Annotated in this window: 17 protein-coding genes and 1 pseudogene; 11 read left to right on the forward strand and 7 right to left on the reverse strand. The window is 64.7% G+C overall.

All coding sequences use genetic code 11. The features are described from left to right. The first annotated feature begins 24 nt into the window (after positions 1 to 24). The 4 genes and pseudogenes from BLR13_RS13875 (at position 25) to BLR13_RS13890 (ending at position 5,821) form a co-directional block, all read left to right on the forward strand. A pseudogene (locus tag BLR13_RS13875) lies at positions 25 to 1,496 on the forward strand (AMP-binding protein). 193 nt (positions 1,497 to 1,689) lie between these two features. Beyond that, positions 1,690 to 2,772: a DUF2855 family protein gene (locus BLR13_RS13880; RefSeq protein ID WP_074823099.1), complete on the forward strand. Its 1,083-nt coding sequence runs from the start codon at positions 1,690 to 1,692 to the stop codon at positions 2,770 to 2,772. Positions 2,773 to 2,955: 183 nt separating this feature from the next. Continuing rightward, positions 2,956 to 4,740: a flavin-containing monooxygenase gene (locus BLR13_RS13885; RefSeq protein WP_074823096.1), complete on the forward strand. Its 1,785-nt coding sequence runs from the start codon at positions 2,956 to 2,958 to the stop codon at positions 4,738 to 4,740. A gap of 112 nt (positions 4,741 to 4,852) precedes the next feature. Then, positions 4,853 to 5,821 (forward strand): peptidyl-alpha-hydroxyglycine alpha-amidating lyase family protein, encoded by a 969-nt coding sequence (locus BLR13_RS13890; protein WP_074823091.1) that lies wholly within the window; start codon positions 4,853 to 4,855, stop codon positions 5,819 to 5,821. Here the strand turns inward: BLR13_RS13890 and BLR13_RS13895 are convergent. Beyond that, positions 5,818 to 7,575 (reverse strand): chloride channel protein, encoded by a 1,758-nt coding sequence (locus BLR13_RS13895; protein ID WP_074823089.1) that lies wholly within the window; start codon positions 7,573 to 7,575, stop codon positions 5,818 to 5,820. The genes BLR13_RS13890 and BLR13_RS13895 overlap by 4 nt on opposite strands. Before the next feature lie 190 nt (positions 7,576 to 7,765). Between BLR13_RS13895 and BLR13_RS13900 the strand changes: the two genes are divergently transcribed. After that, positions 7,766 to 8,323 carry an HNH endonuclease gene (locus tag BLR13_RS13900; RefSeq protein ID WP_074823087.1) on the forward strand — a complete coding sequence of 186 codons (558 nt, stop codon included), beginning with the start codon at positions 7,766 to 7,768 and terminating at the stop codon, positions 8,321 to 8,323. Between the two features lie 110 nt (positions 8,324 to 8,433). Here the strand turns inward: BLR13_RS13900 and BLR13_RS13905 are convergent, their stop codons facing one another. After that, positions 8,434 to 9,465 (reverse strand): DUF1236 domain-containing protein, encoded by a 1,032-nt coding sequence (locus BLR13_RS13905; protein WP_349517845.1) that lies wholly within the window; start codon positions 9,463 to 9,465, stop codon positions 8,434 to 8,436. Between the two features lie 109 nt (positions 9,466 to 9,574). On the opposite strand from BLR13_RS13905, the gene BLR13_RS13910 reads away from it, so the two are divergent. The 6 genes from BLR13_RS13910 to BLR13_RS13930 all read left to right on the forward strand — a co-directional run bounded on the left by BLR13_RS13910 (position 9,575) and on the right by BLR13_RS13930 (position 14,440). Further along, positions 9,575 to 9,916 carry a hypothetical protein gene (locus BLR13_RS13910; RefSeq protein WP_171944962.1) on the forward strand — a complete coding sequence of 114 codons (342 nt, stop codon included), beginning with the start codon at positions 9,575 to 9,577 and terminating at the stop codon, positions 9,914 to 9,916. A 151-nt stretch (positions 9,917 to 10,067) separates the two neighbouring features. Beyond that, complete coding sequence (locus BLR13_RS40125; RefSeq protein ID WP_154070830.1) at positions 10,068 to 10,223, forward strand: hypothetical protein; 156 nt, start codon at positions 10,068 to 10,070, stop codon at positions 10,221 to 10,223. Positions 10,224 to 10,374: 151 nt separating this feature from the next. After that, entirely contained in the window at positions 10,375 to 11,892 is a 1,518-nt protein-coding gene (locus BLR13_RS13915) for an AMP-binding protein (RefSeq protein ID WP_074823083.1), read from the forward strand. Positions 11,893 to 12,105: 213 nt separating this feature from the next. Further along, positions 12,106 to 13,077, forward strand: a complete 972-nt coding sequence (locus tag BLR13_RS13920; protein WP_074823080.1) for a S1C family serine protease — start codon at positions 12,106 to 12,108, stop codon at positions 13,075 to 13,077. A 31-nt stretch (positions 13,078 to 13,108) separates the two neighbouring features. Further along, positions 13,109 to 14,179: a phospholipase gene (locus BLR13_RS13925; RefSeq protein ID WP_074823078.1), complete on the forward strand. Its 1,071-nt coding sequence runs from the start codon at positions 13,109 to 13,111 to the stop codon at positions 14,177 to 14,179. Positions 14,180 to 14,233: 54 nt separating this feature from the next. Continuing rightward, a complete protein-coding gene (locus tag BLR13_RS13930) occupies positions 14,234 to 14,440 on the forward strand; it encodes a hypothetical protein (protein WP_074823076.1) in 207 nt (68 codons plus the stop codon). 80 nt (positions 14,441 to 14,520) lie between these two features. Here the strand turns inward: BLR13_RS13930 and BLR13_RS13935 are convergent, their stop codons facing one another. From BLR13_RS13935 to BLR13_RS13955, 5 genes are all read right to left on the reverse strand, one after another. Continuing rightward, on the reverse strand, positions 14,521 to 15,201 hold the full coding sequence (locus tag BLR13_RS13935) for a DsbA family protein (protein ID WP_074823074.1): 681 nt from the start codon (positions 15,199 to 15,201) through the stop codon (positions 14,521 to 14,523). A gap of 39 nt (positions 15,202 to 15,240) precedes the next feature. Continuing rightward, positions 15,241 to 16,020, reverse strand: coding sequence for a sulfite exporter TauE/SafE family protein (locus BLR13_RS13940; protein ID WP_074831549.1), 780 nt, complete (start codon positions 16,018 to 16,020; stop codon positions 15,241 to 15,243). A gap of 91 nt (positions 16,021 to 16,111) precedes the next feature. Next, positions 16,112 to 16,834, reverse strand: coding sequence for an LrgB family protein (locus BLR13_RS13945; RefSeq protein WP_074823072.1), 723 nt, complete (start codon positions 16,832 to 16,834; stop codon positions 16,112 to 16,114). Beyond that, positions 16,831 to 17,217 (reverse strand): CidA/LrgA family protein, encoded by a 387-nt coding sequence (locus tag BLR13_RS13950; protein WP_074823069.1) that lies wholly within the window; start codon positions 17,215 to 17,217, stop codon positions 16,831 to 16,833. The genes BLR13_RS13945 and BLR13_RS13950 overlap by 4 nt, the downstream gene beginning before the upstream one ends. A 60-nt stretch (positions 17,218 to 17,277) precedes the next feature. Continuing rightward, positions 17,278 to 17,757, reverse strand: coding sequence for a PaaI family thioesterase (locus BLR13_RS13955; RefSeq protein WP_074823066.1), 480 nt, complete (start codon positions 17,755 to 17,757; stop codon positions 17,278 to 17,280). Positions 17,758 to 17,769 lie beyond the last annotated feature (12 nt).

Consider the following 17,769-nt stretch of genomic DNA (forward strand, 5'->3'; position numbering starts at 1 on the left):
ATCTGGGAGAGCAACGTGACATCGATCATCAGCGGCGACCGCAGCATCAGCTATCCCGAGATTCACGCCCGCATCGCGCAGGCGGCGACGGGATTCGGGGCGATCGGCCTTGGCGGCGGGACGCCCGTCGCGATGATGCTGCGCAACGATTTTGCGCTGTTCGAGGTTTCCGGCGCGGCTGCGGCGCTCGGCAGCCCCGTGGTGCCGATCAACTGGCATCTGAAGGCGGAAGAAGTCGCCTACATCCTCGCCGACAGCGGCGCCGAGATCCTGGTCTGCCACGCTGATTTATTGCCGCAGATCAGGGACGGCCTGCCCCCTCATTTGAAGCTGTTCGTGGTAACGACGCCGCCGGAAATAGCGGCGGCGTTTGACGTCGCGACGCCGCTGACGCGCGTCCCCCAAGGCCTGACCGACTGGGACGACTGGCGCGACACCCACGCCCCATCGCAGGCGCCCGCGATCGGCAGCGCGCCGATGTTCTATACGTCGGGCACCACAGGCCTGCCGAAGGGCGTGCGCCGCAAGCCGATGCAGCCCGAACAGCAGGCGGCATCCGCGCGCGTCGGCACCATCGCCTACGGCATCAAGGCCGGCGACGACCAGGTGATCCTGATGAACGGCCCGATGTACCATTCGGCGCCGAACTCCTACGGCATGCTGGCGTTCCGCAGCGGCTGCACCATCGTGCTCGAGCCGCGCTTCGACCCCGAGGACATGCTGCAACTGATCGCGCGCCATCGCGTCACCCACATGCACATGGTGCCGACGATGTTCGTCCGCCTGCTGCGGCTGCCGGATGAGGTCAAGCGCCGTTACGATCTGTCGTCGCTGCGCTTCATCGTGCATGGGGCGGCGCCCTGCCCGCCGCAGGTCAAGCGCGCCATGATCGACTGGTGGGGCACTCGGCCGAGGAGGCATTAACAAAACCCGGCACCGTCGGCCGCGCCATCGAAGGCGGCATCGTGAAAATCTTCCGCCCCGACGGCGAACTGTGCGAGGTCAACGAGCCCGGCGAGATCTTTATGCGCCAGGTCGCGACCTCGGATTTCGATTATCACGGCAAGGCCGAGGCGCGCGCCGAGGCCGGCCGCGACGGCCTCATCAGCGTCGGCGACGTCGGCTATCTCGACGCCGACGGTTATCTGTTCCTGTGCGACCGCAAGCGCGACATGGTGATTTCGGGCGGCGTCAACATCTATCCGGCGGAAATCGAGAACGCGCTGATCGGCATGGACGGCGTGCGCGACTGCGCGGTGTTCGGCATTCCCGACGACGAATTCGGCGAGCGGCTGTTCGCCTGCATCGAGCCGGAAGCGAATGCTTCGCTATCGCCTCGCGCGGTGCAGGAATTCCTGCGCGGCCGGCTCGCCAACTTCAAGGTGCCGAAGGACATCCAATTTCTCGACGCCCTGCCGCGCGAGGCCAGCGGCAAGATATTCAAGCGCAAGCTGCGCGATCTCCATGCCGAAGGCGGCCTGCGCTCGGCGACGTGAGAGTCGTCATTCCGGGGCGCGTCGCAGACGCGAACCCGGAATCTCGAACTTCCGGGTTCGACGCTTCGCGTCGCCCCGGAATGACGAACCGAACAGCGTTTGAAACGAACAACGTTTTAAACGGCATCCGCTGTTGCAAAGCGGTCATCGAACCGGGCAATGATCGCGCACCACATGAGCAGGGATCAAGCCAATGCAGTCCACCGACTTCGTCGTCGCCCGCAACGATCTGCAGCAATGCAAGATCATCGAGACGCAACTGCCCGACGCAGGATCGCTTCCCGATGATGCACTGCTGGTCAAGGTCACGCGGTTCGCGTTGACCGCCAACAACATCACCTACGCCGTGCTCGGCGATCAGCTCAAATACTGGCAGCTATTTCCAGCGCCAAAGGAGTTTGGCAACATTCCGGTATGGGGATTTGGCGAGGTGATCGCCTCGAAACATCCCGGCATCGCCGCCGGCGAAACCCTGTTCGGCTATTTCCCGATGGCGACTTATCTTGTGATCGAGGCCGCCGATGTCAGCAAGCGCGGCTTGCGCGACGGCGCCGCGCACCGGCAAGGGGTGGCGCCGGTCTACAACGCCTATGCGCGCGTCAGCGGCAATCCGGCGTTCGCGGGCAGGCAGGGCGATTATCAGGCGCTGCTGCGGCCGCTGTTCATGCTGTCGTTCCTGGTCGACGATTTCCTCGCCGAGAATGACGACTATGGCGCCAAGCGCGTGATGCTGTCGTCGGCCTCCAGCAAGACCGCGTTCGGCCTCGCCCATCTCTTGCACGCGCGGGGCGTCAAGGTGATCGGGCTGACCTCGGCCGGCAACACCGCGTTCGTCAAATCGCTCGGCTGCTACGACGAGGTTGTGACCTACGATCACGTCACATCCATTCCCGCGGACTCACCCGTTGCATTCGTCGACATGGCGGGGAACAGCGACTTGCGCGAACGATTGCACCGGCATTTCGGCGACCAGATGAAATATTCCGGACAGGTCGGCCTCACCCACCGCGGCGTTTCGCCTGACGAACCGCAATTGCCCGGCGCCAAGCCGACCTGGTTCTTCGCGCCGGACCAGATCCGCAAGCGGGCCAAGGAATGGGGCCCGGGCGGCGTCGATATCAGGTTCGGTGCCGCATGGTCCGGCTTCGCGCCAAAACTCGATCGATGGCTCGACGTGACCGAGGGTCGCGGGCCGGCCGCGGTGCAGGCGGCCTATCTCGATACCCTCAACGGCCGGGTGCCGCCGAATCTGGGGCACATTCTTTCGCTCTCATAGCGTTTTCAAGCGAAGTGGACCCGGTTCGCGTTAAGAAAATGCGTCAGAATAGACCCGCTCGGCCTTGTTCAGTCTCCAGCGTATAGGCGATATCTCCTCGCGCCCTTTCTGCGCCGTCCCGAATGGGTATAGGGTCGCAGCCAGGGAAAACGCCGCATAGACGGCCGGTGACGAGAAACGCTCATGCTCGACAAGACCGACGATATTTCGGTTGCGGCCGACAACTGGCTCGCGCAATTCGAAGAGGCGCTAGCCAAGCTGGACGATGGCTTGCTGAAAGCCCTGTTTTGCCAGGACAGCCATTGGCGCGACGTGCTGGCGCTGAGCTGGAACATCCAGACCATCAACGGCGCGGACGGAATCTTGCGCGAACTCAAGGCGCTTGCGCGCAAGGCGGCGCCGCGGGCCTTTGCGATCGATCCCGATCGCCGCGCGCCGCGCAAGGTGATGCGCGCCGGCACCAACAGCATTGAAGCCATCTTCAAATTCGAAACCGCGGTCGGACGCGGCAGCGGCATCCTGCGGCTGGTCCCGGATGCGACCGACGGCAGGCTGAAGGCCTGGACGCTGCTGACCGAGCTTGGCGAGTTGAAAGGTTTTGAGGAACAGGTCGGCGCCCAGCGCCCGCGCGGCAGCGCCTATTCGCGCGATTTCCGCGGCCCCAACTGGCTCGATCTGCGCAACGCATCCAGCGCCTATGCCGACCACGCCCCCACCGTGCTCGTGATCGGCGGCGGCCAATCCGGCCTGAGCATCGCCGCCCGGCTGAAGCAACTGAACGTCGATACGCTGATCGTCGATCGCGAAAAACGCATCGGCGACAACTGGCGCAAGCGCTACCACGCGCTGACGCTGCATAACCAGGTTCAGGTCAACCACCTGCCCTATATGCACTTCCCGCCGAACTGGCCGACTTACATTCCGAAGGACAAGCTCGCCAACTGGTTCGAGTCCTATGTCGAAAGCATGGAGCTCAACTTCTGGACCGGGACCGAGTTCGAAGGCGGCAGCTATGACGAGACCGAAGGCCGCTGGACCGTGACGCTGCGCCGCGCCGACGGCAGCAGGCGCACCATGCATCCGCGCCATGTCGTACTGGCGACCGGCGTCAGCGGCATTCCGAGTATTCCCGAAATTTCCGGCCTGAAGGATTTTGCCGGCAAGGTGATGCATTCCAGCCAGTATGATGACGGCGAGAACTGGAAGAGCAAGCGCGCCATCGTTGTCGGCACCGGCAATAGCGGCCACGACATCGCGCAGGACCTGCATTCGAGCGGCGCCGACGTCACCATGGTGCAGCGCTCATCGACCCTGGTCGTCAGCATCGAACCGTCGGCGCAACTGGTCTACACGCCCTATAACGATGGCACGCTCGAGGATAACGACCTGATCGCGACCTCGATGCCGCTCCAGGTCGCGCGCAAGAGCCATGCGTTGACGACCGATAAATCCAAGGAGCTCGACAAGGACCTGCTCGACGGCCTCGCGCGCGCCGGCTTCAAGCTCGATTTCGGCGAGGACAATACCGGCTGGCAGTTCAAATATCTCACCCGCGGCGGCGGTTATTATTTCAACGTCGGCTGTTCCGACCTGATCGTGAAGGGCGCTATCGCGCTGAAGCAATTCGCCGACATCGACAAATTCGTCGCCGCCGGCGCGCAGATGAAGGATGGCAACACCGTCGCCGCCGACCTGGTGGTGCTGGCAACCGGCTACAAACGCCAGGAAGAACTGGTGCGCAAGCTGTTCGGCGAAGGCGTGGAGAAGCGCGTCGGCACGATCTGGGGATTCGGCGACGGCCAGGAACTGCGCAACATGTACACGCGCACCGGCCAGCCCGGCCTGTGGCTGATCGCCGGCGGCCTCGCCCAATGCCGGATCGGATCGAAGCATCTGGCGCTGCAGATCAAGGCGATCGAGGAAGGGCTGTTGCCGCGGGGCGTGGGGCCGCGGGCGAATCCTGCGTAAATCCATCCGCTGTCATTCCGGGGCGATGCGAAGCATCGAACCCGGAATCTCGAGATTCCGGGTTCGATGCTTCGCATCGCCCCGGAATGACAACACATTGGGGAAAACACACATGCCGACCATTCTCGGCTCGGGCGACCACCGTTACCGCGTGGTGGAGAATTTCGCGAAACTCCCTACCGGCTGGAGCCTCACCGACGTCGCGTCCGTCGCGGTCGACAGCAAGGACCGCCTTTATGTCTTCAACCGCGGCGCCCATCCGATGGTGGTGCTGGACCGCGCGGGCAATTTCATCACCAGCTGGGGCGAAGGGCTGTTCAACCGCGCCCATGGCCTGCACATCGACAGCGACGACCATCTCTATTGCACCGATGACGGCGACCACACCGTGCGCAAGTGCTCGACCGACGGCAAGGTGCTGCTGACGATCGGCATCCCGAACAAGCCTGCGCCGTTCATGAGCGGCGAGCCGTTTCATCGCTGCACCCATACCGCGCTGTCGCCGAAGGGCGAGATCTACGTCTCCGACGGTTACGGCAATGCCTGCGTCCACAAATATTCGCCGGACGGCAAGCTGTTGAAGACCTGGGGCGAACCCGGCACCGATCCCGGCCAGTTCAACATCGTCCACAACATCGCCACCGATGCCGACGGTTTCGTCTACGTCGCCGACCGCGAGAACCACCGCGTGCAGGTGTTCGACGGCAACGGCAAATACGAAACGCAGTGGAACAATCTGCATCGCCCCTGCGCGCTGTGCCGCTGCGGCGGCAAGCAGCCGACCTTCATCATCGGCGAACTCGGCCCGGGCATGAACGTGAACCGCAAGTCGCCCAATCTCGGCCCGCGGCTTTCCATCGTCGACGCCAAGGGCAACCGCATCGCGCGTCTCGGTGGAGAAAATGGGCCGGGCATCGAGGCCGGCAAATTCCTGGCGCCGCACGGCATCGCGATGGATTCCAGAGGCGACATCTATCTCGGCGAAGTCGGCGTCACCGACTGGAAGACCAGCTTTCCGGACACCCCGATGCCGCCGGAGGTTGGCGTCACGCGCTGCCTGCAGAAGCTGGAGAAGATCTAGTCCCCGACGGCCTCGCGCCGGCGCTGTTCGGATTCTTCCGCGTAGCGCTTCATGGCGTGGGCTTCGGTGAGAATTCCGAGCGGGCTGCGTTCGCCGCCGGCTTCGACCACGACCAGCGTTTCGGCTTCGGCGGCATCGAAGACCGCAATCGCTTCCTGGATGTTCATGGCCGGATGCAGCACCACCTCGCGGTGATGCAGGATATCGACCAGGCTTTTGCTCTCGTCGACATCGGGTGCGTGCGCTTCGGCGATCAGCGCCAGCCCGACATAATGGCCCGCGCCGTCGACCGCGACCACCTGCGTCTTCGAGCCCAGCGGAAATTTCTCCCGGAATTCCTCGATTTTCATGTTCGCCATCACGGTGGTGAGATCGGGCCGCATCAGCCGTCCGACGGTCAGATCCCGGATCCAGCCGACATCGGCGGCGCTGCGAATGGTCTCGCCGCGCAGATGCAGCCGCCAGGTCGCAAAGGAGTAGCCGAACAGTTCGCGGGTGATCAGCGTCGAGATGATGACCGCGACCAGCACGGCGGTGGTAACCCAGAGATTGCCGGTGGACTCCAGCGCAATGAACGACATCGTCAAGGGACCGCCAACCACCGAGGCCGACAACGCGCTCATGCCGATCACGGCATAGACGCCGGGTTCGAGATGAAAGCCGGGCACGATCGCATCAAAGCCGGCGGCAAACAGCCGGCCGCCCAGCGCACCCATCAGGAGCGTAGCAAAAAATAATCCGCCGCGAAAACCGCTGCCGAGCGAGACGATCGAGGCCGCGGCCTTGAGCAGGAACACGCCGGCGATCACGGCCAGCGGCAAGGAGACGATCCCAGTGAAATGCAGCGCGCCGTGCCCCGACGACATCACCAGCGGCGTCCACAGCGCCATGGCGCCGACGGCGAGACCGCCGAGCGCCGGGCGCAGCGGCGACCACAGCCGGATCTTCGCCAGCAACGCCTCGCACAGCGCCACGCCGCGCATGATCGCGATTCCGAACAGCCCGGCCAGCAGGCCGAACAGGGCGGCAATCGCCAGATCGCGCCCGCGCACGTCGCCGAACGATTCGATGCCGATGCCGAGCGACAGCGCCGAAAAGCCGTGGGTGACGAAATAGCCGGCGACGGCGGCAACGCCGACCGGGGTCAGGCTGGCCGGGGTATAGCCGCCGATCACCAGCTCGAACGCGTAGAACGCACCGGCCAAGGGCGCGCCGAACGCGCCGGCAATCGCCGCGGCAGCACCACAGCCGACCATGACGCGCTGGTCGGCCCGGCGCAGGTGAAATCCCCGCCCCAGCGAGGCGGCGAGGCCACTGGCGAGCTGGGTATAGCCGGCCTCGAGGCCGACGGAGGCGCCTACGCCGCTCGACCAAATCGTCTGCAGCGCCACGATCACGCTGCCGCGAAACGACATTCGCCCGCCATGCAGGGCATTGGCCTCGATCGGGTCGATCTCGCGCGCCGGCCGCCAGCGCGAGATCAGCAGGAAGGCGATGCCGAGCACGAGCCCGCCCAGGCTCGGCACCAGCAGGGCCCGCAGCGGCTCGATCGAAAGCTGGCTCGAAAGCCGTTCCCGGATCGAAATATTGAACAGGACGGCGTGAAGGCCCGCGACCGCCACGCTCATGGCGACCACCACCGCCCCGCTGACGGTTCCGACCAGCGCCGCCAGGATCACCAGGCTGATTTCATGCGCGCGGACGAAGGCCCGCAGCCGGCGTGGCGCCTCCAGGTAGCGGGGCTTGGTGGTCATCGGGCGGGTCCGTCTGCGGCGGGAGCGGTCTTGCCGCCCGGTTTAGCGGTGTTTGCGCCGGTGATGCAATTGGGCAGGATCGTGGCAGCCCCGGATAAGGACCGGAACGCTCTTCACAATCCCGTCACGCTGACTGTAGTATGCAGACACAATGCTGCTTCGCAGCTAACATGGGAGTCAGGAGCGTTACTTGAACGCACATGTCTCGCAAGGCGGTTGGCCGGTACTGGTGCTCAACGCGGATTTCCGGCCGCTGAGTTATTACCCGCTGTCTCTCTGGTCGTGGCAGGACGCGATCAAGGCGGTGTTTCTCGATCGCGTCAACATCGTCGAGCACTACGACCGTGCGGTGCACAGCCCGACCTTCGAGATCCAGCTGCCGAGCGTGGTGTCGCTGAAGTCGTTCGTCAAGCCGACCACCCACCCCGCCTTCACCCGGTTCAACGTCTTCCTGCGCGACCGCTTCGTCTGCCAGTATTGCCACGCGCATGACGACCTCACCTTCGATCACATCATCCCGCGCAGCAAAGGCGGCCAGACCACCTGGGAAAACGTGGTCGCGGCCTGTTCGCCCTGCAATCTGCGCAAGGGCAACCTGACGCCGCAGCAGGCACGGATGTTTCCAAGGCAACACCCGTTCGCGCCGACGGTGCATCAGCTGCACCGCAACGGGCGGCTGTTCCCGCCGAACTATCTGCACGATAGCTGGCTGGATTATTTATACTGGGATACCGAGCTCGATCCGTAGGGGGACGAGACTGCGGCTCCCGATTCCTGCTGGGCAATCAAAGCGGGACAACGAAAAAAGGCGGCCCACCGGGCCGCCTTTTGTATCTGTCGGCGCGCAACCGCCTCATATCAGTCGATTTCTTCGATCACCCGGCGCTCGCCCGGATCGACCAGATAGGTCCGGTTCTCGCGATGAACGTAGCGGTATTCGCGCAAGGAAGGCGCCTCCCGGTAGACCGTTTCGGGAAATTCCTCAAACTCGACCGAGTCCGGCAAACGTTCGCCGCGGCGGATGACCACCTTGGCCGTGCTGCCCGTCGTCTGGTGTTCGGTCGTCCTCGTCTTGATGTGCTTGCGCACGACATCGCGATCCTTGTCGGTAAACGAGACCTTTGAATGCGACGAGGCCGGCGCAGCGGCCGTCGCTCCGCCGGAGCGCGGCAGAACCGTCACGATCTTGTAGGTGGACGGTTCGACGATGACGATCTCATCGCGCACGACGAAGAAGCTGTATCCGCGGTATTGCGGCACGACTTCCACGACATCGGCCGGCAGGGTCTGCAGATGGACATCGCGAGGAACGGCGGTCCCGACCGTCAACGAGAAATTGACGTTGTTGACGGGCTGCACGTTCAACCGCGTGATCGACTCGTTGACGCGCGTGCGTTGCTGATCGTTGATGTTGACGGAAGCATTCACGCCCGTCGACGCCGACTGTGCCGTATTCGCAGGCGCTGACGACTGAGCCGGCTGCTGCGCCGTCGTGGTCGAGGTGCCGCTGGCGGGAGCCTGCTGCGCCTGGCCGGTGGACGGTGCCGGGTTGGCGGTTTGCGCCTGCGCCGGCTGGGTGGCCCCGCTCGGGGATGCGGGAACGGTGGTTTGCGCCTGCGCATTGCCGGTGGAGGGGCTCGGAGCCGTCGACGTGGAAGCGGACGGCAGCGGGGTGGTCGGGCTCTGGGTTTGTGAAGTGGTCGGGGCAGTGGTCGTGGAACTGGGCGATTGCGCCAATGCTGCCGTAGCAAAGACCAGGCCCACGGCCGTACTTATCAGAAAACGTGTCTTCATCTGAAGATCCTCTGTTGTTGTGGACTGCATGAACGGACCGGCAAGCCCGTTGTTCCAATCGGGAAAACCTGGCAAGCGGCCGATATCGAAATGCATTCGGTGAATAATCCCGGCCGATCCCCGGTTCGCCGTGATTCGCAATTTCGTTCGGGAACATTCGGCAATACGGCGGGTTGGTGCGCATCCCAATTGGAGGAGTCAGATCATGAAAAACGTAGCTATTTCTCTCGCGATCGGCGTCGGCGCCTTGCTTTCATCCGGAGCCAACGCAGCACCACTCACGGTGAGCCCATCGATGATGCCGGACAACGGCGTCGAGAATGTGCGAATGGTCTGCGACGAGTACGGCCGCTGTTACCGCACCCGCGGCGGTCGGCGCGTCGTGATTCAGCAGGAATATGGCGACAGCTATAACTATGCGCCGCGCGAGCGCTACATCGAGCGGCGCGGTTATTACAATGACGGCTATGACAATGGTCCGAGCGTCGGTATCGGCGTGGGTCCCGGCGGCGTGGGCTTCGGAGTCGGCGTAGGCCCGCGCTGGTAACGTTTGTCGAGAAGCGGAGGAAGGCTGCGGAGAAATCCGCAGCCTTTCACGCAGGCGGCCTTTGGCCTTTCACGCAGGCGGCCTTTGGGCAGTGCGAGCCCGTTTACTCCCACGCGGCGCTCGTCCGGGTTCGGCGACTTGCCGGCCGATCATGACCGCGAACGGCGCTGCTGTTCGCGCTGCTCGGACTGACGTTTGCCCCGGCCTCGCGCGCTGGATCACGGTGACTTACTTTATTGCGCTGGCGATCGTCGTCACGGCCTTGTTGCTGGTGCGCCGCTCCCTGAAGTGGCGCTATCCGATCTAGAGACATGCGTCCGGGCGGCATCGCGTTTCCGTAAGACAGGCGGTCTTGACTCATCACGGCTTCCGTTGGTGAAGTGCGCGATGTGACGGCCTCCCGCCACATACGAAGCACAAGAGCGGCATCAAGACGCCTCCATCACGGAAACGCCCCCATGCTGATTCCCATTGCCGACGTGCCCCTCTGGTATGCCGAACGCAAACCGAAGGATGCCGTCGCGGTCAGCCATGGCGCCGATGAACTGACCTGGGAGCAGCTTGAGCGCAACGCCAACCGCCGCGCCCGCGCCTTTGCCGCCAAGGGCGTCAAGCCCGGTGACTTCGTCGCCATTGGGCTACCCAACAGCAACGCGTTTTTCGAGACCACCTTTGCGGTGTGGAAATGCGGCGCGACGCCGACGTCGCTGACCTGGCGGCTGCCGCGCGGCGAGGCCGCCGCCGTGCTCGATATTCTCAAGCCTTCGCTGGTGGTCGGCGGCCAGCCGGACTGGAACGCGCCGAATTCGCTGCCGGCCGATTTCTTACCCGAAGGTTTCTCCGACGAACCACTGACCAACCCGGTGGCGCGCTACTGGAAGGCGATGACCAGCGGCGGCTCGACCGGGCGGCCGAAGGTGATCCTCGATCATATGCCTGCGGTCCACGACACGGCAGTCGCGTCGGGGCTTGGCATTCCGCAGAACGGGTCGCTGCTCAATCCCGGCCCGCTCTATCACAACGCACCGTTCATCGCGACGCATGTCGCGCTGTTTTCGGGCAGCCGCGTCACCGGCCTGGTCAAATTCGACGCCGAGGAAACGCTGCGCCTGATCGAGGCCAACAAGGTGCAATGGGTCAATTTCGTGCCGACCATGATGCATCGGATCTGGGCGCTGCCGGACGCAGTGCGCAACGGCTACGATCTTTCCAGCCTGCAGATCGTGTTTCACATGGCCGCTCCGATGCCGCCGTGGCTGAAGGAAAAATGGATCGAGTGGCTGGGGCCGCAGCGGATCTATGAACTCTATGGCGGCACCGAGCGCCAGGGCGCCACGATCATCACCGGCGTCGAATGGCTGGGGCACAGGGGCTCGGTCGGCAAGATCGGCGACACCGGCCGCCTGAAGATCGTCGGCGAGGACGGCAACGAGGTCGCCACCGGCGAGACCGGTGAGATCTATTTCCTGCCCAATGACGGCGCCGGCAGCACCTATCACTATCTCGGCGCCGAGCCGAAGCGCCGGCCCGACGGCTGGGAATCGCTCGGCGACATCGGCAGGCTCGATGCCGACGGCTATCTCTATCTCGGCGACCGGCTCGCCGACATGATCCTGCGCGGCGGCGCCAATATCTATCCGGCCGAGATCGAGGCCGCGGTCACGGCGCATCCGCACGTCCGCTCCTGCGTCGTCGTCGGCCTGCCCGATCCGGAATTCGGACAGCGCGTCCACGCCATCCTCGAACTCGACCCGGCGACCGATGCGCAGGCGGTCGCCGACGGCATGGGCGCGTTCCTCGCCGATCAGCTCAGCCGCTACAAGCATCCGGAGAGTTTCGAGATCGTGCGCGTCGGCCTGCGCGACGATTCCGGAAAGGTCCGCCGCACCATGCTGCGCGACGAGCGCGCCGGCTGGATGCAGCAAAATCGCGATTTCAGGATCATGCCGGCCGGGGCGCGGGCCAAGGTGGAGTAAGGCGAAGTAAGGCGGCGCGTTGATGGGCGACCGCGGACCTGGCCGCCCGGCGCCACCACTGGCAGTGGAACATGTGTGAATAGGCCCCTTGTGAGTCGCGCCGCGACCCGGTTTGCGAGACACCTTTAAAGGCGGCCGGTTGCAGCATAGATTGTCATCAGTTTCACGCACTTTCGTTGCACGGAAGCACACCTGTTGGCCAGGAGACCATCAATGCCCTCTTTGACCGAATGGAAGGTGCCGCCGGCCAACCAGCCCCGTCCGGGCGACTACAGTTTCGACCTCGACCGCACGCTGTCGTCGGTGGTCGGGCTGCATTCGATCGTCCCGCCCGATGCCTTCAGCGCCGAAACGCTCGGCACCGAACGCGCCGGCAACGGCGTGCTGATCGATGACGGACTGGTGCTGACCATCGGCTATCTCATCACCGAGGCCGAATCCGTCTGGCTGCATCGCGGCGACGGCCGCGTGGTCGAGGGACACGCGCTCGGCTTCGATTTCGAATCCGGCTTCGGACTGGTGCAGGCGCTCGGCCACCTCGATCTCGATCCGCTGCCGCTCGGCTCTTCCGCCGCGGCCCAGATCGGCGACCGCGTGGTGGTCGGCGGCGCCGGCGGTCGCACGCGTTCGGTCGCCAGCCAGATCGCGGCCAAGCAGGAATTCGCCGGCTACTGGGAGTATCTGCTGGATGAAGCGATCTTCACCCATCCCGCGCATCCGAACTGGGGCGGCACCGGACTGATCTCGAGCAGCGGCGAACTGCTCGGCATCGGCTCGCTGCAGCTCGAACGCGAGCGCGAAGGCGAGGCCGAACATGTCAACATGATCGTGCCGATCGACCTGTTGAAACCGGTGCTCGACGATTTGCGCAAGTTCGGCCGCGTCAACAAGCCGTCACGGCCCTGGCTCGGAATGTTCTCGACCGAGATCGACAACCGCGTCGTGGTGGTCGGCATCGCCAGCAAGGGTCCGGCGGCGCGCGCCGAACTCAAGACCGGCGATGTCATCCTCGCGGTGAACGGCGACAAGATCACCAGCCAGACCGGCTTCTACCGCAAGCTATGGGCGCTCGGTCCCGCCGGCGTCGACGTGCCGCTCACGGTCTACCATGAAGGCGTCACCTTCGACGTCACTCTGACCTCGACCGATCGCGCCAGGCTCTTGAAGGCGCCAAGGTTGCACTGAACACGGCTGCATTGAACCGAGAAAGTTGCCCATGAGCGAGGCCGTGGTGGACGACATCGTGGCCGTGCTGCCGCCGCTGTTGCAATCGCTGGAGTCGCTCGGCTTCGTTGCGCGCCATCTCAACCCGCCGGATTTCGGCCGCGTCATGGAAGCCGCAGGCTCTCCGGACGAGGCGTTGCGCGCGGTTCGTCCGCGGCTGGCGCAATGGCCTGAGGAATTCGCCGGCATCGGAACGTCACTTGCATCGGCCAGCGATGCGGCACTGGCCGCGTTCGAGGGCCTGCGTGCCGTGCAGAACGGCAACGGCGATCTCGTCAGCGTGTTCAAGGCATTGCGTTACGCGCCCCGCGCGCAGGAGGCGCTGTACGCGCTGTCGGCAAAACTGCCGCCGGTCAGCGAATTCTTTGTCGATCCGCAGTTGCGTGGTGACGCCGGTCTTGCGGCCCGGCTCGCCGCGCCCGCCAACGACAACACCGGCATCTTTCACGACGCCAACGAACCGGGCAGCCGCGGCGGCTTCTCGGTCTACGTTCCCGAATATTACGCGCCCGATCGGCCTCTTCCGCTGGTGATGGCGCTGCATGGCGGCAGCGGCAATGGCCGCGGTTTCCTGTGGAGCTGGCTGCGCGATGCCCGCAGCCGTGGCGCCATCCTGATCGCGCCGACCGCGACCGGCCAAACCTGGGCGCTGATGGGCGACGACACCGATACGCCGAACCTGATGCGCATCCTCGAGCAGGTGCGCTCGCGCTGGAATATCGATGCGAAACGAATGCTGCTGACCGGCATGAGCGACGGCGGCACCTTTTGCTACGTGACGGGATTCGAGAGCGCCTCGCCCTTCACCCATCTGGCGCCGGTGTCGGCAACCTTCCACCCGCTGATGGCCGAAATGGCCGATGCCGAACGGCTGCGCGGGCTTCCGGTCCATATCGTGCACGGCCGGCTCGACTGGATGTTTCCGGTGCAGGTGGCGCGGCAGACCAGCCAGGCGCTATCGGCTGTTGGCGCCGACGTCACCTATCGCGAGCTCGACGACCTCAGCCATTGCTATCCGCGCGAGATGAACGCGGAGATCCTGGATTGGCTCAACCGCGCATAGCCATGGAACCATCTTCGGCGCACCACGTTATCAGTGCAACCGGAGGAATTACCAATGCAGACGTTTTTCGGAATGATCTTGGGCGCGCTGCTGCTGGTCTGCGGTGTCTATGTCTATGATTCCATGCAGACGTCGAGCGTGGCGAACGGCCAGGTCGCGCAGGCCAACCGCACCATCGTCAACTGGGACGTGGCCGCCACCGACTGGGCGGCGCTGAAGACACGCGCCCATAACGACTGGATCAGGATTTCGTCGAAGTAACCGCGGCACCACTTGCCGTCACAATCAGGGCGCCCTCGTCGAGAGACGAAGGCGCCTTTGTCTTGTGTGGCGGTGAGGTGCTAGCCCTTGAGGGCCTTGGCCTTGCGGGCGTCGGCGATCACCAGCTCGAATTCCGCCATGGTCAGGACACCCGGCACGCGGAATTTTCCGACGATGAAGGATGGCGTGCCTTTGAATCCGAACGCCAGCGCCTGATCGTTATTGCGGGCGAGGATGGCGTCGATCGCCTTCGCATTGGTCTGAAGATCGCGCTTGAGGCGCTCCATGTCGATGCCGGCACCCGACAGCAGTTCGCCGAGACGCGGTTCGGTCAGTTTCGAACTGACGCCGATCATCGCCTCATGCGCGGCCATGAACTTGTCCTGGTACTTGGCGGCCAGCGCCATCCGCGAAGCGACCTTGGAGACCGGCCCCAGGATCGGCCAGTCCTTCAGCACCAGGCGGACCTTGCCGTCATCCTGGATGACCTGCCGGAGTTCCGGATCGATCTTGCGGCAATACGGGCAATTATAGTCGAACCATTCGACGATCGTGACGTCGCCGTCAACGTTCCCCGCCGCGGGAATTTCGGGGTCGCGCAGCACCAGTGCTTCCGTCAGAACCGTCTCGTCATCCGCGGCAACCGCCGGGCGCGACAGCGCGGCCGCACCCAGCAGCGCCGCGCTCACGCCAAGCAAGCCGAGCGCTTCGCGGCGGCTGTGTTCCGGACGGTTCCCGGCTGGATCGTTGGTTCGGCTCATTTCGGGGTCTCGCTGAGGGCTCTGCTGCCCTAAATACGATCAGAGCAGGGATATGTTACGCGCCAGCATATAGAGCGCCACCGCAATAATGACCACCGCGAACACAATGTTGAGTGCACCGCGCCTTTCCGCGAGGTGTCGCGCCGAGCGCGTACCGGCCAAACCGCCCAGGATTCCGCCCGCCACGAACAATCCCGCCAGCGCCCATGACACCAGGCCGGACCAGGCATAGCTGGCGGCCGTGGTCATGCCGAACGCGGTAACGGCGACCAGCGAGGAACTGACCGCATTCATGATCGGCATTCCCGTCGCCAGCATCAAGGCCGGGACGATCAGGAAGCCGCCGCCGATGCCGAAGAAGCCGGACATCGTGCCGGTCGCCAGGCCAAGCCCGACGATGGCCGGCATGTTGGACATCGAGATCTTGACGTCGGGCAGCCCGATCCGCGACCGCGTCTTCAGCATCAGCATGGCGATGACCAGCATGATCAGCGCGAACAGCGCCAGCAGCTTCTGGCCCTCGACCATCTTGCCGAGGATCGAACCGCCGAAGGCGCCGACGATGCCGGCCGCGGCAAACACCAGCGCGCAGGACCAGATCACGGTGCCGCCGCGCGCGTGGTTGGAGAGGTTGATTGCAGCGTTGGTGGCGACCGCGATGGCGCTGGTGCCGATCGCGACATGGGGTTCGGGCACGCCGACCACATAGACCATCAGCGGCACGGCGAGAATCGAGCCGCCGCCGCCGACCAGACCGAGCGAGAACCCGACCAGCAGGCCCGATGCCAGTCCAAGCAGGCTTTGCGTCGTGGAGATTATCAAGGCGCGAGACTCACGTTTGCGGCGCGACCATAGAAGGATTTTCTTTATGTCGCCATGGCTGCAGCACAAAGCTGCACTGCAACAGCGCTCAGCGCACCAATAATGTCACCGCGAGCGGCACCAGCAGCGACGTCACCAGCGCATTCAGGCTCATGGCGATGCCGGCGAACACGCCGGCCACCGCGTCGACCTGGAAGGCGCGCGCGGTGCCGATGCCATGGGCGGCGAGGCCGACCGCGAAGCCGCGGGCGCGGAAATCGGTGATGCCGGTCCGGTTCATCAGCGGCGTCACGATGATCGCGCCCATGATGCCGGTCAGCACCACCGAGACCGCGGTCAGCGAAGGATCCGCATGCAGGGATTCGCTGATGCCCATCGCGACACCCGCGGTGACCGATTTCGGCGCCAGCGACAGGATGATCCCGCGCGGCAGGCCGACGGCTTCTGCCAGCAGCACCACCGAGACGATCGCGGTGACCGAGCCGACCAGCAGCGCCACCAGCATCGGCAGGATCGCCGCCGCGACGACTTGACGGTTTTCATAGAGCGGCACCGCCAGCGCCACGGTGGCCGGCCCGAGCAGGAAGTGCACGAACTGCGCACCGCCGAAATAGGTGGTGTAGGAGGTGCCGGTGACGAGCAGAAAGGCGCCGATGATCCACATCGAATGCAGCACCGGATTGGCGAGCGGATGCCGGTGGGTTTTCAGCGAGACCGCGTCGGCCACCGCATAGGTCAACAGCGTCACCGTCAGCCAGAGCAGCGGCGACTGCGACAGGTAGACCCACAGCGAGAACGGATTTTCGCTCATGGCGTTTCCTGTCCGCGCGTCATCAGCCGGCTCGCGACCAGGAAGGTCGCGACTGTCACCAGCAGGGTGATCACGACGGAGACCGCGAGGATCAACAGGATGGCGACGCCGTGTTCGGCGAGCAGGTCGAGCTTCTGCACCACGCCGACGCCGGCGGGGATGAACAGCAGCGACAGATGCGCCAGCAGCCCGCGGCTGGCCCCCTCGACGCCGTCGCCCTGCAGCGGTCCGCGCGCCAGCATGGCGAAGCGGTCCCGCGCCAGCAGGAGCAGCAGCAGGATGATCAGCCCGACCACCGGTCCCGGCATCGGCAGGCCGAGCCCGCGGACCATGACTTCACCGGTCAATTGGCAGAGCAGGATCAGGCTGAGGCTGGCAATCATGCGACCGTCCGCGTTGGGGTAACCGCCGCATCAGGTCGCCGCCGCGGACGCTTGTCAACGTCAGGCCGGTGCGTGGGCCCTCTCCGGCGCGGACGCGGCCTCGCGGCGCGGCAACGCCATCATCGTGGCGCTCATGGTCGCGATCAGGGTTTCGGCGCCGTCATGGATCGCATAGGCGCGGCCTTCGCATACCGTCAGCGTGCGGCCGGGCTTGACCACGGTGCCGCGGAAGACGAAGCGCTCGCCGCGCGCGGGCGCCAGCAGGTTGGTCTTGAACTCCACGGTCAGGATATCGAAGCCGGCCGGCATCAGCGTGAACGCGGCGATGCCGCAGGCGCCGTCGAGCCCCGCGGTAACGATCCCGCCATGCACGAAGCCGTTCTGCTGGGTGAATTCGGCTGCGTATTCCATCGCAAGGTCGACCTCGCCCGGCTCCATCCGCGCGATCGACATGCCGAGCGTCCGCATCGCGCACTGCCGCTCGAAGGTGTCGGTCGCGACGCGGCGGAAGTCCGGATTTTTCGGCTGGAATTGTGACATCTGCGCTTACGT

Source organism: Bradyrhizobium ottawaense, assembly GCF_900099825.1.
In the GTDB taxonomy this organism is placed as follows: Bacteria; Pseudomonadota; Alphaproteobacteria; order Rhizobiales; family Xanthobacteraceae; genus Bradyrhizobium; species Bradyrhizobium ottawaense_A.